Below are 15,043 nucleotides of genomic sequence, written 5' to 3' on the forward strand. Positions count from 1 at the left end.
TAAATCCGCCGCCGTCACTGATGCTGGTTGAGCTGTTACAATACTAAATCCTCAAAGTCCACTTAAGGGCCCTGCTTACCGGCAGGGCTACTAAGCTATAGTCCTCATTTTGGTCGCAAGAAAAAATCCCCTCCCGGGAAAGACATCTTGAGCACCTGTGCGGCTATGCGGCTGGAGAAAGGAGATAACATTGAACACTTACCGCAAGTACCGGCTATATACGACAGTCCTGCCCATTATATTTGTCCTTTCTTTGCTGCCCTGGTCCGAGGTGCGCAGTCTTCCTGTAACCCAGACACCTGTAGGCCCGGCGGCAGAAATTACCCCGATTAATCCGGACGCTTCCCCGGAGGCGGAAGATTTACTAAGTTATCTGACAAACCTGAGCGGTACCGGACTGATATCAGGGCAGCATGATTATCTGGAGAGCCCTGATGAATTTAACAAAAAGCTGAAAACACTCAGCGGGCAATCTGCTGTGCTGCATGGCTATGAGCTTGGAGCGATTGGAAATCAGCCGAAATCTCTTATAGCGCAGCAGCGCCAGTGGGTTGTGGACAGTGCGATCAGCTGGCATAATGGCGGAGGCATTGTAGCGATGACCTTCCACCAGAACCTGCCGGGAACCTCGGACGAATGGAAAAATGTGCATATGGGTCTAAGCCAGGAGAAATTTGATGCTTATGTTACCCCGGGCACTGCACAATATAACAAGCTGATTGCCGATATTGATGAGATTGCCGGGTATTTGGGGCAGCTGCAGGAAGCCGGAGTTCCGGTACTGTGGCGGCCTTACCATGAAATGAACGGAGGCTGGTTCTGGTGGGGGCAGAAGGATAACTTCGTCAAGCTCTGGGACATTATGTATAACCGCCTGACCGTGAAACATGGACTGGATAATTTGCTGTGGGTCTGGAATCCGAATGCGCCTAATGAGTCGTCTGATGCCTATGATCCTTATTTTCCGGGCATTGACAAGGTGGATATTCTGGCAGCAGATATTTACAACAATGATTTCAAGCAATCCTATTATGATAAGCTGCTGAAGCTGGCGGAAGGGAAGCCAATTGGAATCGGCGAAAGCGGAGAGCTTCCAGACCCTGTAACATTGTCTCAAACCCAAAGTAAATGGGTATATACGATGACATGGGGGAAAATGCTGACGGAGAACAATAATGCTCAGAAAATAACCAGTTTTATGAACAATAAATACATTGTTTCCAGGGATGACTATATCGTTAACCTGGCCAGCAAGGTAAATAAGACAGCAGGTGTGCAGACCAAGGGATTGAGAGCACAATATTTCAATAATATTGAGCTGTCCGGCGGGGCAGATCTGATCCGCAATGACAGTAAAATCGACTTCAACTGGCATCAGGATTCGCCGGCCGTCGGTATCGGGAAGGATCTTTTTTCCGTCCGCTGGACCGGAACCATCAAGCCTTTGTACAGCGAAAGATATACCTTTATATCCTCTTCAGATGACGGAGTACGCGTCTGGATCGGCGGCCGGCTGATTATTGACAGCTGGAAGAAGCAGAGCGGCGACAGCCGGGAGGGAAGTATTCTGCTGAAAGCCGGAACCCCATATGACATCAAGGTCGAGTACTATGAGGATCACGGGAATGCAAGTATCGGTTTGCAGTGGAAGAGCGCCAGCCAGAAGCAGGGGGTTATTCCCCAGAGCGCATTGACCCCTCCTAAGTAATCTACCCCCGGAAGAAAGCGAGGACAAGGGAATGAGGACCAGAAATAAGAAGAAAAAAACAATTAAACCTCTCCATCTACTGCTCAAATTCGCAGCATTAGCTATCTTGTTTCTAGTGTCCGTTTCTGTCTTCGGAGAGGACGGCACGAAGCAGGGCGAGGTAGAGGTGGACATGACCAGGCTGTCATCAGCAAGTGATGCAGATCAGGCATTGCCTGACGGGACTGTGCTATGGCAGCTGGGTAAGCAGGACGGGTCGGCAGCAGAGTTCGCGGCTGCAGGTTCAGCAGGTGCCAAAGCTGCTGCCTATACTGTTTCTTCCAGCTCTGCTAAAACGCCTTCCAATCTTCAGAGCATTCCTTCGGGGCTGAGAGGGGATACCAATCCTGAGCTGAGTATCACCTATAATCTGAATAAGATCCCGGAGAACGGGGTCTTATTTCGCGTAAGCATCATTGATGCCTACAAATCTGTTCCCCAGATGAGTGTTTTCTCCAACCGCCAGCTGTCAGGCATTATCCAGATCGCCGGGGTAGCCGGTACAGACAGCGAATATAAATTCCGTAAAACGTATGAGCTTTATATTCCGAAAGAGCAACTGGTGACCGGGAGCAATGAGCTGAAGCTGGAGGCGGCGCGCGGAATCTATTCATCCGGTATGGAGGATAAATACAACTGGTGGACCTGGGATGCCCTAAGCCTGGAGTCGCTGAATGAGCCGATTCAGGAGCCGATTCACGGCAGCTATACGCTGACAGGCACAATGGTCAACAATAAACAGTTTTATTTTGACGAAGGCGCAGTCACTCATCTTCCTTATATTATGAAGTGGCTCGGCATTGCATACAGCGGCAACATCATGCGTACCAGCTGTGCCAGTGACGTTGGCCGCTCCTGTTCTAACATGGCGGATTATTATAAGGTTCTTCAGGACTACAATATGCAGTCGGTTGCTCTCTACCTGTATACGGGAGACATCAAGCTGAATGCCGACGGCTCACTGCCGGCGGATGCAGAGAAGAAGCTCACTGATTACTTCCAGCAATACAGCCCGTACTTCCAGTATTATGAGGTGGATAATGAGCCGGGGCTGTTCAACCGTTCCAAGGCAGTCAATCTGGCAATTGCCGAGTGGCTGAATACGAAGGGCAAAACCATTGCCCCGCATCTGCAGACGGTCGCACCTGGCTGGGCCTACTGGCCCGGATACAATACCGATTCCTGCGGTAATCAGAAAGGGACAGTCAAACAGTGCGGTGATCCTGACGGCTGGGAGCGTGATCCGGAGCAGCGGGGCGAACTGGAAGAGGTTACGGATCTGACCAACGGGCATTCCTACGGGGAGTCTTATATTTTCAGCAACGGCGGCAGCTTCACCGAGAACCTTAAAACGTTCGGCGGTGCGGCAGACGGGCTGGGCAAAAAAATGCTGACGACTGAATTCGGCACCTCGGATTCGCATACCGATGCTTACCAGTACGGGGCTTCCGAGCCTACGGCAGCGGTGTTTGACCGGATCATGCGCGCCCATATCGGCTACGCGGATATGTTTGTGCAGCACGCCGCTTTTTTTAAAAATTTCAGTCTGTTTAAATACGGCTTCAATCTGGAAGAGCATGATCCGGCCAAGACAGAAATCTACTACACAAAGAATGATGAGGATTCCCGGGTTAGCATCATGCGCAGGCTGAGTCTTGCCTATGCCACACACGGGGCACCGTTAACCTATCAGATCAGCAACAAGGATGAGCTGGCTGACAAGCTGGTCTATGTCCGGGCTGTAGATACCTCAACCCTGGAACCGCTGGCCGGCAGCGGAGCAACCTCTAACAAGGTGCTGGTGAATTTCGTTAACTTTGAAGAAACGGAACAAACCGTAACCGTTAAGGTCACTATGCCGGAAAAAACAGTGTACGAAGGAGAGCGGTACGGCAACGGAGATACTTATGAGGCAGCGCGCAGTTATGTATCCGGACAAAATGCAGCGCCTGAGCTTGAGTTCACCGAAACCCTGGCGCCTGGAGAGGCGGTGCAGTATATCCTCGAGCCATCTTCCGAGGTAGCCGATGCTGCACCGCAGGGCTTCAAGGCCGCGGCGGTCAAAGGATTATCGATGAAGCTGAGCTGGCTGGAGGCTCCCGGAGCAAGCTATGAAGTGCTCCGGGCCGACGGCTCGGGCGGGGATATGAAGGTTATAGCAACCAATGTCCAGAGCACCGGATATACCGACAGTAAGCTGCAGGAGGGTACCCTTTATACTTACGCTGTAAGAGTAACCGGATCGCGCCTTATGTCGGGTAAGGTCCAGATTACCGCGACAGGCCTGGTTCCGCTGGACCGCTCAGAATGGAAGGTTTCATCTAATATCAGTACTGACGTATCCAATCCGGGAGGTGCCATTGACGGGGACCGGCGTACACGCTGGGATACCGGCAAACATCAGGCTTCCGGAGAATATTTTCAGATTGATCTTGGCAAACCCCATAATGTAGAGGCAATAGAGCTCGATTATAGTTTGTCCTCCTACGACTATCCGCGCGGCTACGAACTGTACGTTTCAGATGACGCGAAGAACTGGAAACGGGTGGTTAGCGGAAAAGGACAGCTTAGCATGACCCGGATCCCTTTTCCTCAATTAAAGACACGTTATATTAAAATTGTGCAGACAGGATCTGGAGGGAATTACTGGTCCATTCAGGAGCTGCAGGTATACTCAAGAGAATAGGGTACAGGAAGGCAGGATATCTGCGTTCTTGTATTGGGAACCCCGCCGCTGCCGGCAGGGTTTTTTGCATTGAATAGGAAAGCCGAATTTGCGCATTTTATAAAAGCGGGTAAAGGCCAGCAATACCACTCATGTCAGATTTTATCCTGCAGCCAGGTGATATATGTCAATATAGCTGTGAATGGCTGATTGTGATACAAATAACAGGTTTCTCCTATCAGGTATGCTAGAATTTGCAGCAGAAAAAACGTAAAACACCTTGCAGACAGCATATCTTTGTGTTATATTGTATATAGATTTAGAACAAGTCTAAATACAATAACAAATAAATTCATTATAGGAGGCTATTTAAAATGAGTACTCAAGTCAATAACCAGACCGAACTGTATGCCGCACTGAACCGCCAGACCGCTAACTGGACCCTGCTCGGAGTGAAGCTGCATCACTACCACTGGTATGTGAGCGGAGCGCAATTTTTCGCCCTGCATGCCAAGTTTGAAGAGCTCTATACAGAAGCTGCGACTTATGTGGATGATCTGGCTGAACGTCTGCTCGCAATCGGCGGCAAGCCGGCCTCTTCAATGACCCAATACCTGGCACTCTCCGAGCTGAAGGAAGCAGCCGGCGGCGAAAGCGCCAAAGAAATGGTTGCCCAGCTGATCAAGGACTTTGCCCATGTCTCCGAAGAACTGAAGAGTGCCATCTCCGCTGCGGAAGAGCTCAGCGACCAGCCGACAGCTGACCTTCTGATCGGAATCAGAACCAGTGTTGAGAAGAATGCCTGGATGCTGAACGCGTTTCTGGCTTAAGCATACTTAATTGCAGGCCCTGCAGTCTGCCTGAGCAGATTATGCAGTAACATAAGAAAGCCCGTGCGCTACCCGCACGGGCTTTCTGGGCTTATTTAATGAAGACACCGCCGAACGGCAGCGCCTCACGCAAAAAACGTTTGATGATCCCATCCTCATCATGCTCCCGTTCAAAACGGCGGCTCTGGCGGCCGGCCTGAAACAGTACCGGACCGTGGCCGGTCATCTTCCAGTGGTAGCTCATATGCTGGCTGGCCAGGTGATTGCCGTAGACGGTAAGCTCAAGCCTGGCATTCTCCGGATAGGCAATAATACTGCCTGCATCGACGTACAGCGGCTCTGTAGGATGCAGCTCAGCCTCGCAGACCGTCCCCTCGGTAAGAATACCGATGCTGCCGTACCCGGCAAATTTCACCTTCACCACATCGCGGGTTACCAGCATGTTCTTCATGCTCAGCACACGGGTCTGCATTGTAATGCCTTTGCTGTAGAAGAACAGATGCCTGAAGTCGTAGAGCAGATCGCTTTTGCCGTCCAGCTGCAGGGTTTTGACCCGGTAGCCTGGCGGCAGCGCTGCGGTAAATTTGCAGGGCCCGGACAGATCCGAACGGATCAGCTTCCGCTTACGGTACATGCCCTTGACATCCATCAGCCGGTCCGCCCGTCCGGAGGAGGGACCCTGATAGGCGATGATTTGCTGGGGGTGCAGCACATGGACCTCTTCATTCTCTCCGACAGTAAAAGCAATAGCTTGTCCGCTGCCGCTGTCGCCTTCATCCTGAATCTCAACGTTCATGGTTCACACTCCTTTCCTGTGAAGCGGAAATAAAGGGTAAGGCCTTAACGCAGTCTGTCACGCAAGGTGTCGCTTTTTCTGGAGCGGTGGCGCATGGTAAAGCGCAGCAGCCGGATGATGACGAAATAGCCGAGAATAAGGGCAACACCGGTAATCACGGTAACCTTGATCCGGTTATAATAATTTTCCCGCGCAGTGCGGTCATTTTTGAGTTCATCAACAACTAGGCTCAGCTGGCGGTTCTGCTCCTGCAGCGACTCATTCTGGGCACGGTACGTCTCCATCTGCTCCAGGGTCTGGCCCAGCTGGCTTTGGGTTTCGCCCAGTGCGTCAACGGTCTGGCCGAGCTGCTCTTTGGTCTGCTGCAGCTCTTCGACAGTCTCCTGGTAATTCTGCTGCAGCTTGTTCACTTCGCCGGGCAGCTCAGAGAAGTTCTGTAATCCATTATATAAATCACTGAAATAATTGGCTTCTGCTGCCGGTGCCGGCAGATAAACGGAAAGGCCGAGCAGCATCAGGGCTGATAACGACAGCTTGTTCCATGTGCGGGTTAAGCGTTTTATGATGTTCATATCATTCACCACCTGAAAGTAGGTTCTTACTGCTATTATTTTAGCATAGAGAGGGTTGGATAGGCACTTTTGATCGAAGCCTGACAGTATTTGGCGTTCTCTGGAGCAGACGTTGTACTTTGATAGCGGATGATTGTGGTTTAAGGATTTTTACCCTGCCGCTCCCGGCAGTAACCAAAGAGTAATACCGTGATTCGGACAGTCAGGTTTCATTTGGCTTTCCCTCCGGCAGGATATTGACGTATACTGTGAACGGGAAGGGGCTGAAGGTATGAATAAATGGCTGAAAACACTGCTGTTTCTCGCAGGCTCTGCGCTTTTGACGCGTCTGATTCCGTTCTCCTCTATGTTCCGCAACCTGGATACGATGTTCCATGAATTCGGGCATGCACTGGTAACGCTGCTGCTCTCGGGCCAGGTGCTGAGGATCGAGCTGTATGCGGATCATAGCGGTGTAACCTATTCTGCGGTTGAAGCAGGCCTCAGGCCGGTGCTGGTTTCCCTTTCGGGTTATCCGCTGGCTTCACTGTCTGCGCTGCTGCTGTTTTATTTATATGCCAGAGGGCGGGAACGCTGGGGGCTGCTGCTATCCTCGCTGGTCGCTCTCATTATGCTGGTGCTGTATGTCAGGGGCGGCTTCGGCATGCTCTGGCTGGGCGGCTTTATTGTCCTTAATCTGGCGCTGCTGTACTTTTGGCCCAAGGCAGTCAAATACTATTATCTGTTTCTGGCTTTTTTGACACTGGAGGAGTCGGTAATGAGCACATTATTTCTGCTCTCTGCTTCGCTGCTAACTCCCTCAAGGGCGGGGGATGCGGCGAATCTGGCCGGACTTACCTTTTTACCGGCAGTAGTTTGGGCGTCTTTATTTTTTCTCTTTTCATTAATATGCGCCAAATGGTCGCTCGGCTGCTTTTTCTGGAAAGAGCGTACGCAGGGCTACAGGAGAAGCCGGTGAAGCTCGGGTGAGGATTTCGTCAGATTTAGACAAACGGACATCATTTCGTAAAGAGGCAATCTGCTTTTAAGTAGATTGGCTCTTTTTTTGTCGATAATATAGAGGCGAACGTATATTCCGTGACAAGGAGTTGTCCGCCATTATTGGTACATTAATAGAAGAACCAAAAAAAGAAAGAGGTGGAAATATGCAAGCAAGTATCCAGCCTGCGTTTACTTGGAGCCGAAGCCGGATTTTTGCCGGAGCTTCACGGAATTTAATATTGCTTGTGGAATGGAAAGGCCTGAACCCGCGTGAGGAGGTGCGCAAAAAAAGCCGCAAGCTGGCAGCAAGAGAGATTGAGCTGCGGATCTGGCTGGAATCACACCTGACCTTTATCGGGGCTCATGGCTGTACCGCTGAAGCTGGTGAAGGGAGATCCTTGCTGTTCAGGCTGGGCAAGATCCATAGCGGAGCACGCAAGTACATCTGCCTGGAGTTTAAAGCCGATGGCATGCCTGCCGGAATTCATGAAGCGCTCTGGCTGCAATGGCAGTACAAGCAGCCGCCGGTGGAGCGGATCAGGGAGCTGCCGCTGCAAAAGCTGGGGCTCGAGTATACGCATCATACCGATGCACTGGCTTTGGACAGCAGCTTTCATGTTGAGAAGCATCTGGAACTGCTGAAGATAGTGAAGGTGCTGGAGGAGGCAGCACTGTTAAATAGCTACAGTACCGATCCGGTGCTGTCGGAGAGGCTGCGCAGGCAGGCGGACAAACTGCTGCTGCTGGCAGCACGTTCAGGTGATATGCAGCTGGTGAAGGAGGCGGAAGTGCTCTATAAGCAGCTTGAAGCATAATGCCGCTGCTTACGTTAAGGGAAAAACGGACAGCAGACCTTCAGCCGGATAAGCAATATTACGACATACATAATAGATTCATCCGAAGTTCAATAAGTCGCTGTACAGATTATGCAATATATAAATGTGGTAATGTAGTAAAATAGTTCTATTATCTTTTTGTGACTCGGTTATTAGATTCTCATTCATGGATAAATATAACTAATTTATATAAAATAATGGGTCTATTTTACCATATATCAAGGGGAACTGAAAAATGACAGACCGATTAATCCGGCTGATGCGCATCATCACGTTAGTGCAGGCAAAACCTGGGATTCTGGCGCGTGAGCTGGCGGAACGCTGCGGCAACAGCGAAAGAACGATTTATCGGGATATGGATGCGCTCAGCGCCATGCATATCCCGGTTACCCACTTGGGACATGGGAAGGGATATGCTTTTATCGGTAATTTTGCATTGTACCCTTTAGATCTTACGGATGTTGAGGCGGCTGCATTTGCGCAGCTGCGTATCCTTATGAAGGATATCAAGCCTTTGCTGCCTGCCCAATTTGAAACGGCCTTTGAAAAAATAATGGCTGCGCAATATAAACGAAATGCGGAAAGGGAAGAAACGATGGAAAGTGCGAAAAGGGAGGCCTGGCAGCCCGGTGCGGACCGGCATCCCATGCAGCTTGAGCAGCCGGTTTTTCTTACGGAAATACTGTCTGCTGTAATGAAGCAGCGCAGCATGCAGGCAGACTACTATGAGAACGGGAAGGAGGAGCAGGGGCTGCAGATTGATCCGTATTGCCTTGTTCCGCTAGAGAACCGGATCTACCTGATCGGTGCCTGTCAGCGGTTTGGCCGGATCCGCGCTTTTCAGATTAACGGCTTCTCCAACGTAAACCTGCTGGACAACTGGTTTTCCAAAGAGCGCTTTGACCTGCAGGCTTTCATGTCACAGAAATGGAATCTGAATCAGGACAGTGTGCAGATTGAATTCAGAATCAGATTCTCTGAGCGGATGATGGAACGGCTGAAGTATGAAGAACTGCCGGTGAAGCCCAGCAGGGTGGACAGGCGAAACGGCTGTATGCATTTTAAAGTGGCTATTGAGGAGGATATCGCTTTTGTCCGCTGGCTGATGAAGTTTGAGGAGGAGGCCGAAATTCTCGAGCCCTTCTATTATAGGGATGTGCTGAGATATCATATGGAGCAATGGCTGATGCTTTACAGATAATCCAGGACCGGGCAGGAGTCGTACCTGATCCATCCTGGATTTTTAAGCCCTTTATACAGATGGCTAAACTTCATTGTTGAATTTGACCTTTGTTTAATTCCATAACATATACTAATTATGTCTAAATATAAACAAACATAACTAAACGATAGTAAACTAAAATAGTATATGCTAGAATAACATCAAAATATATTAGATGCAATTCTGGGAGGTATCACAAATGTTCAAGTTCAAGAAATTAGCGACTGTTGTTATGTCGGTATTGCTGGCAACGGGGGTATCTGCGGCAGCGGGCGGCCATACAGAGGCGGCAGCCAAGAAAACGGAAATTATCGTATCCGCAGCAGCCAGCCTGCAGGACAGCCTGGACAAAATTGCGGTTCAGTATGAGAAGCAGCATCCGGATATCGACCTTGTATTTAACTACGGTGCATCAGGCACCCTGCAGAAGCAGATTGAACAAGGCGCGCCGGCCGACCTGTTTTTCTCTGCCGGTGACAAACAGATGACAGCGCTTGTAGACGGCGGACTGATTACTGAGAAGAAACAGCTTTTAAAGAACCAGCTGGTGCTGGTTGTTCCTTCGAACTCCAAAACAAAAATCACTACTATTACACAGCTTACTGACAAGGCCTTCAAAAAGGTGGCCGTCGGCCAGCCTGAATCCGTGCCGGCCGGCCAGTATGCCCAGCAGTCATTGACTGCCAAGAATGTATGGGATACACTGCAAAGCAAGCTGGTGTTTGCCAAGGATGTCCGCCAGGTGCTCTCTTATGTAGAGACAGGTAATGCAGATGCAGGCTTCGTGTACAAGACGGATGCCCTTACTTCCAATAAGGTGAAGATCGCACTTACTGTAGGCGGCCATGTACATAAGGCTATTAATTACCCTGTAGGTATTATCAAGGAATCTGATCATCTGGCAGAAGCTAAGGCTTTCTATAACTATGTTCAGACCAAGGCAGCAGGCAGCGTCTTCACAAGCTACGGCTTTTCACTGGCCAATTAATTGAGAATAGAGATAAGCGGGGTGAAAGCGGGTGGAGATTAACTGGACTGAATTTTTCGCCCCGGTCTGGCTTTCAGTCAAAATCGCTGTTATTACCAGTATTATTGTATTTATTCTGGCTACCTGCGTGGCCAAGCTGATGGCAGGCCGGAAATTCCCGGGCTACAGTCTGCTGGAGACTGTACTGATGCTGCCGCTTGTCCTGCCACCCACCGTAGTCGGGTTTGTGCTTCTGGTCATTCTGGGACGCAGGAGCTGGATCGGTGAGCTGTATGAACGTTTTACAGAGCAGACGATTCTCTTTACGTGGGGGTCAGCGGTTATTGCGGCTGTAGTTGTTGCTTTTCCGCTGGTCTACCGTACAGTCAAGGCCGGCTTTGAGGAAGTGGATAGGGATCTTGAGAATGCTGCGCGTGCTCAGGGAGCCAGCGAGCTGCAGGTTCTGTGGTACGTTACCCTGCCGTTAGCCAGCCGTGCATTGGCTGCCGGCTTTGTGCTGGGCTTCGCCCGCGGGCTTGGCGAGTTCGGGGCTACCATCATGGTGGCCGGAAACATTCCGGGGCGGACCCAGACTGTGCCGACTGCTATTTATGTTGCTGTTGACGGCGGCAATATGACGCTCGCCTGGATGTGGGTCATTTCCATCATCGTTATTTCAGCACTCATGCTGATGTTCGTTAACCGCCGTTCCTGATATCCAAACAGTACGTTTACAAACAAAACTCCGGCTTTGCCTGTACGGTCAGGCAAAGCCGGAGTTTTTACGGTTTATGCATCCGGGATCTAAGTTTCGTATATAATTTCGCCGGTTCCTGTAAGATCATAGCTATGAATCGAATTAAGCTCGTTCTTGAAGGCCGGGGAGCGGAGAATATCGAGCACTGCGTTAACCCAGTGTTCATTCTCCGGCTTCTTGAGCATCACCAGATCATAACGTTCCCGGATCAGCGGAATAAATTCCAGGCCGTCAATAATCTTGGCGGCCTTTTCGATGCCGATGCCCACATCGGCTTCCCCGCGGGCCACACGGCCGGCTACAGCCAGATGGCTGTTCTCTTCGGTCTCATAGCCGCTGAGTCCGGCTGTGGAGATTCCGTGCAGCCGCAGCTGCTCGTCCAGCAGCACCCGTACGCCGGAGCCGCGCTCACGGTTAATCAGCTTCAGGCCCGGCTGCTGTAAATCCTGCCAGCTGCAGATATTCCGCGGATTACCCTGCTGTACATAGAAACCGGCGCTGCGTGTCAGCATGTGTACGACGAGATAGGAGAAGCCGACCAGCAGCTTGCGGATATACGGGAGGTTATACTCTCCGGTATCCCCATCCAGCAAATGGGTGCTGACGATATCAGACTCGCCGTGATACATGGCGATCAGACTGTCCAGACTCCCGGCGTAGGAACGGAGGGGCCGGGAAGAAGGCAGATTGCGTTCCAGATGGGTGGCCAGAATATCAAGCGACATATCCTGCCCGGTAATCACAATGTTAGTTACAGCAGTCTTCGCCGTCCCGGATGCAGACGGGGGGAGGTGAAGCGGCGGGGAAAAGGTGGCCGGCGGCAGAACAAACGGCGTGCCTGTCTGTAAAGGGACAGGGGCAGCGCTTTGCGGAGCTGCAGATGTACCGCTGCTGCGCGAATTCTGCTTATAGGCCTCCAGATCCGAGTGGTCCACCCGCATCTGCTTGCCGACGCGGTAGGAAGGCAGCTCACCTTTTTTGATCAGGTCATATACCTTTAATTTGGAAATCTTCAACAGCCGGGCGAGTTCCTCGGTTGTATAGGAAGTGTTCTCGGACATGGGATAAAGCCTCCTAGAGGTGCACTGCGGCAGCGCTCATCAAGTCTTATATGAATAGATCAAGACTACCCTATTTTGCGGGCCTGTGCAATTAAAGAACCCACAGAAGGCGGAGCGGGCCCTAATAGGCGAACTGCCTGCCATCCTCCGCCTTCTCGGAGGCTGACAATCCGATAAGCTCAGAAACAGTAACAAACCGGTAGCCCTGCTTCTCCAGGGCAGGCAGAATAATCTGCAGCGCCTCACGGGTCTGGGACTGTCCATGAACATAATCATGAAAGAGCACAATATCGCCGTTATGGGCGTTCTTGATGACTTTGTTCGAGATATTCCAGACGCCCGGGCGGTCCCAGTCGCGTGTATCCTGATGCCAGGACCACAGTACAGGCTTAAGCCCCATACGGTTCGATACATTGACGAGCGTTTCATCATACATCCCGCCCGGCGGCCGGAACAGGCTGCTGTGCCGGCCGGTAACCTTTACGATCTCGTCCTCCGTCTGCTTCAGCTCCTTCATGGCCTGTTCTACCGAGATGGGCCGTTTAAAATACACATGATTATACGTGTGATTGGCCAGCTCATGGCCTTCGGAAATAACCCGGCCGGCAATTTCGGGATAGGCGGCGATTTTTTTGCCGATGGCGAAAAAGGTGCACTTCGCGTTATATTCCTCAAGCACATCGAGAATTTTGGCAGTGTCAGTCGGGTCGGGACCATCATCGAAGGTTAGGGCGATCACTTTCTGCCGGACCGGCACTTCCCAGATCATATCGCCTTTTTGCTCATGATACTGGCGGTCTTTGATATCGGAACGGGCAAAAGCATGGCTTGACCAGCTGGCCAGCAGCATCGACAAAGTAAGTAGTGCGGCAGACATTCGGCGGAATCTTCTCATGGGTTGTCAGTTTCACTCCATACCGGACCCGTGAACTCAAACGGGCGTTTTGACCTTAGAATGCTCCATCCCGGTGCTGAAATATTCACAGCTGGCGAATGCGGCGTTTTTTCTATTTTAGAGTGAAAGTTTTGCCGGAAATGACTTATAATGAGTTACTAAATACAGAACATGGATAGGGGCAGCGGATATGACACTAATTGAGAAAAGAGAGCACAGGCAATATCCGGAGATTACCCGTCTGGAAACGTCAAGAGCCGCTTATGAGCGCGATTATTCCCGCCTGATTCATTCACCGACCTTCCGCCGGCTGCAGGGCAAGTCACAGGTATTCGGCGCCGGAACCGGCGATTATTACCGGACCCGTCTGACCCACTCGCTCGAAGTAGCACAGATTGCCCGGGAAGCGGCCAAAAGCCTGCTGCGTTCCTATCCCGAGGTAGAAACCGGACAGGCGGACAACCCGGGGCTTGTCATTGATCCTGAGGTGGTGGAGTGTGCAGCGATCGCCCATGATTTTGGCCATCCGCCATTCGGTCATAAGGGTGAAGAAGTGCTGGATAACATCCTTGAGCAGCTGATAGTCAAAAAAACAGCCGAGGAAGCGCTGAAGTCAGGCGCAGGCCCGGTACAGAAGCAGACAATTGAAGGGAATATGAAACGGCAGTATGAGCATTTTGAAGGCAATGCGCATAACTTCCGGCTGATCATGTTTCTGGAGAAACGCGAGAATATCGACGGGCTGAACCTGTCGGATGCCGTGCTGCTGGGGATTAACAAGTATCCTTTTCCCGGTACGGTGCTGAAAAAGGGACTGTATCTGTCAGAATGGGATTATATTTCGGAGATCCGCAAGGACTGGGGGGTTCCGGCAGGGAAGAAGACGCTCGAAGCCCAGCTGATGGACCTGTGCGATGATATCGCCTATTCGGCGCATGATCTGGAAGACGGAATCAAGGCGGGCAAAATCGAAGTCCATGAGCACTTCATGCACGATAGCTATATCCAACGGCTGATTGTGGAGAAGATTACGACGCTGGAGGATGCCTTCTGGAAGGGCTGGCAGCCTGAAGCCATTCATATCAAAGTGGAGGCGGTGCTGAGCGAATTTCTCCGCGTCTGGATGGACAAGATGCCGACCTGCGAAAATGACTATTCCCGCACACGCCGCGAGGTGAAGGCTTACTGGGTCAGCACGTTTGTCGCCAGCCTTGGGGTTATTCAGGACGGGGACTGGAAGAAGGTCACGTTCATCAAGGAAGGCATCGAGGACGAGGATATGCTGCGTACGGTCAGCGTGCTCAAAAGCTTCGCCTGGGTCACCATGATCCGCGATCTGCGCGTGCAGCGCCTGCAAAAACGCAGTGAATGGATTCTACGCCGGCTGTGGGCGGCATTCAATGATCCCGCGACCTCCAAGGCGATTATCCCGAGCGACTGGCTGCAGCGCTTTGAGAAGGACCAGCGGCAGCAGAAGCCGATCTGGACCTGGGAGCATATGGTGATTGATTACATCGCCGGAATGACGGATGCTTTTGCCGAAAAAATATACAATGAGCTGTACGGCCTGAAGGTAGGCTCCATTTACGATCTGGATTAACGCCGATCTATAGCCCGGACTCCCTCGCGGAGCCCGGTTTTTATTGGGGAAAAATAAAGCGGAACAATCCTCTTGGAATACATGACATTATCTAAAAATATCTTTAATTCCTGC

13 protein-coding genes are annotated in these 15,043 nt (G+C 51.2%); 9 read left to right on the top strand and 4 right to left on the bottom strand.

Annotation, left to right across the window (positions count from 1 at the left end; all coding sequences use genetic code 11):
- The first annotated feature begins 190 nt into the window (after positions 1-190).
- The 3 genes from NST84_RS04745 to NST84_RS04755 all read left to right on the top strand — a co-directional run bounded on the left by NST84_RS04745 (position 191) and on the right by NST84_RS04755 (position 5,242).
- Positions 191-1,708 carry a glycosyl hydrolase gene (locus NST84_RS04745; RefSeq protein WP_342564489.1) on the top strand — a complete coding sequence of 506 codons (1,518 nt, stop codon included), beginning with the start codon at positions 191-193 and terminating at the stop codon, positions 1,706-1,708.
- A 172-nt stretch (positions 1,709-1,880) separates the two neighbouring features.
- A complete protein-coding gene (locus NST84_RS04750) occupies positions 1,881-4,433 on the top strand; it encodes a discoidin domain-containing protein (protein ID WP_342566349.1) in 2,553 nt (850 codons plus the stop codon).
- Positions 4,434-4,786: 353 nt separating this feature from the next.
- Complete coding sequence (locus NST84_RS04755) at positions 4,787-5,242, top strand: DNA starvation/stationary phase protection protein (protein WP_342564490.1); 456 nt, start codon at positions 4,787-4,789, stop codon at positions 5,240-5,242.
- 91 nt (positions 5,243-5,333) lie between these two features.
- Here the strand turns inward: NST84_RS04755 and NST84_RS04760 are convergent, their stop codons facing one another.
- A complete protein-coding gene (locus NST84_RS04760; RefSeq protein ID WP_342564491.1) occupies positions 5,334-6,038 on the bottom strand; it encodes an AIM24 family protein in 705 nt (234 codons plus the stop codon).
- A 44-nt stretch (positions 6,039-6,082) separates the two neighbouring features.
- Positions 6,083-6,610 carry a hypothetical protein gene (locus NST84_RS04765; protein WP_342564492.1) on the bottom strand — a complete coding sequence of 176 codons (528 nt, stop codon included), beginning with the start codon at positions 6,608-6,610 and terminating at the stop codon, positions 6,083-6,085.
- 271 nt (positions 6,611-6,881) lie between these two features.
- Here NST84_RS04765 and NST84_RS04770 point away from each other — a divergent pair, with 271 nt between their 5' ends.
- The 5 genes from NST84_RS04770 to modB all read left to right on the top strand — a co-directional run bounded on the left by NST84_RS04770 (position 6,882) and on the right by modB (position 11,331).
- Positions 6,882-7,568, top strand: a complete 687-nt coding sequence (locus NST84_RS04770) for a M50 family metallopeptidase (RefSeq protein ID WP_342564493.1) — start codon at positions 6,882-6,884, stop codon at positions 7,566-7,568.
- Between the two features lie 187 nt (positions 7,569-7,755).
- On the top strand, positions 7,756-8,406 hold the full coding sequence (locus tag NST84_RS04775) for a hypothetical protein (protein WP_342564494.1): 651 nt from the start codon (positions 7,756-7,758) through the stop codon (positions 8,404-8,406).
- 256 nt (positions 8,407-8,662) lie between these two features.
- Positions 8,663-9,628, top strand: coding sequence for a WYL domain-containing protein (locus NST84_RS04780; RefSeq protein WP_342564495.1), 966 nt, complete (start codon positions 8,663-8,665; stop codon positions 9,626-9,628).
- A gap of 220 nt (positions 9,629-9,848) precedes the next feature.
- On the top strand, positions 9,849-10,637 hold the full coding sequence (modA, locus tag NST84_RS04785; RefSeq protein ID WP_342564496.1) for a molybdate ABC transporter substrate-binding protein: 789 nt from the start codon (positions 9,849-9,851) through the stop codon (positions 10,635-10,637).
- A gap of 37 nt (positions 10,638-10,674) precedes the next feature.
- Positions 10,675-11,331 carry a molybdate ABC transporter permease subunit gene (gene modB / locus NST84_RS04790; RefSeq protein ID WP_342566350.1) on the top strand — a complete coding sequence of 219 codons (657 nt, stop codon included), beginning with the start codon at positions 10,675-10,677 and terminating at the stop codon, positions 11,329-11,331.
- An 89-nt stretch (positions 11,332-11,420) separates the two neighbouring features.
- On the opposite strand, the gene NST84_RS04795 is transcribed toward modB, so the two are convergent.
- Both NST84_RS04795 and NST84_RS04800 read right to left on the bottom strand, forming a co-directional pair.
- Complete coding sequence (locus tag NST84_RS04795) at positions 11,421-12,434, bottom strand: helix-turn-helix transcriptional regulator (RefSeq protein WP_342564497.1); 1,014 nt, start codon at positions 12,432-12,434, stop codon at positions 11,421-11,423.
- A 121-nt stretch (positions 12,435-12,555) separates the two neighbouring features.
- The gene (locus tag NST84_RS04800) at positions 12,556-13,311 is read right to left on the bottom strand and encodes a polysaccharide deacetylase family protein (RefSeq protein WP_342564498.1); all 756 of its coding nucleotides are present in this window, start codon (positions 13,309-13,311) and stop codon (positions 12,556-12,558) included.
- A 208-nt stretch (positions 13,312-13,519) separates the two neighbouring features.
- Between NST84_RS04800 and dgt the strand changes: the two genes are divergently transcribed.
- On the top strand, positions 13,520-14,929 hold the full coding sequence (gene dgt / locus NST84_RS04805; RefSeq protein WP_342564499.1) for a dGTP triphosphohydrolase: 1,410 nt from the start codon (positions 13,520-13,522) through the stop codon (positions 14,927-14,929).
- The last annotated feature ends 114 nt before the right edge of the window (positions 14,930-15,043 follow it).

The sequence above is a fragment of the Paenibacillus sp. FSL R7-0345 genome (assembly GCF_038595055.1).
In the GTDB taxonomy this organism is placed as follows: domain Bacteria; phylum Bacillota; class Bacilli; order Paenibacillales; family Paenibacillaceae; genus Paenibacillus_AQ.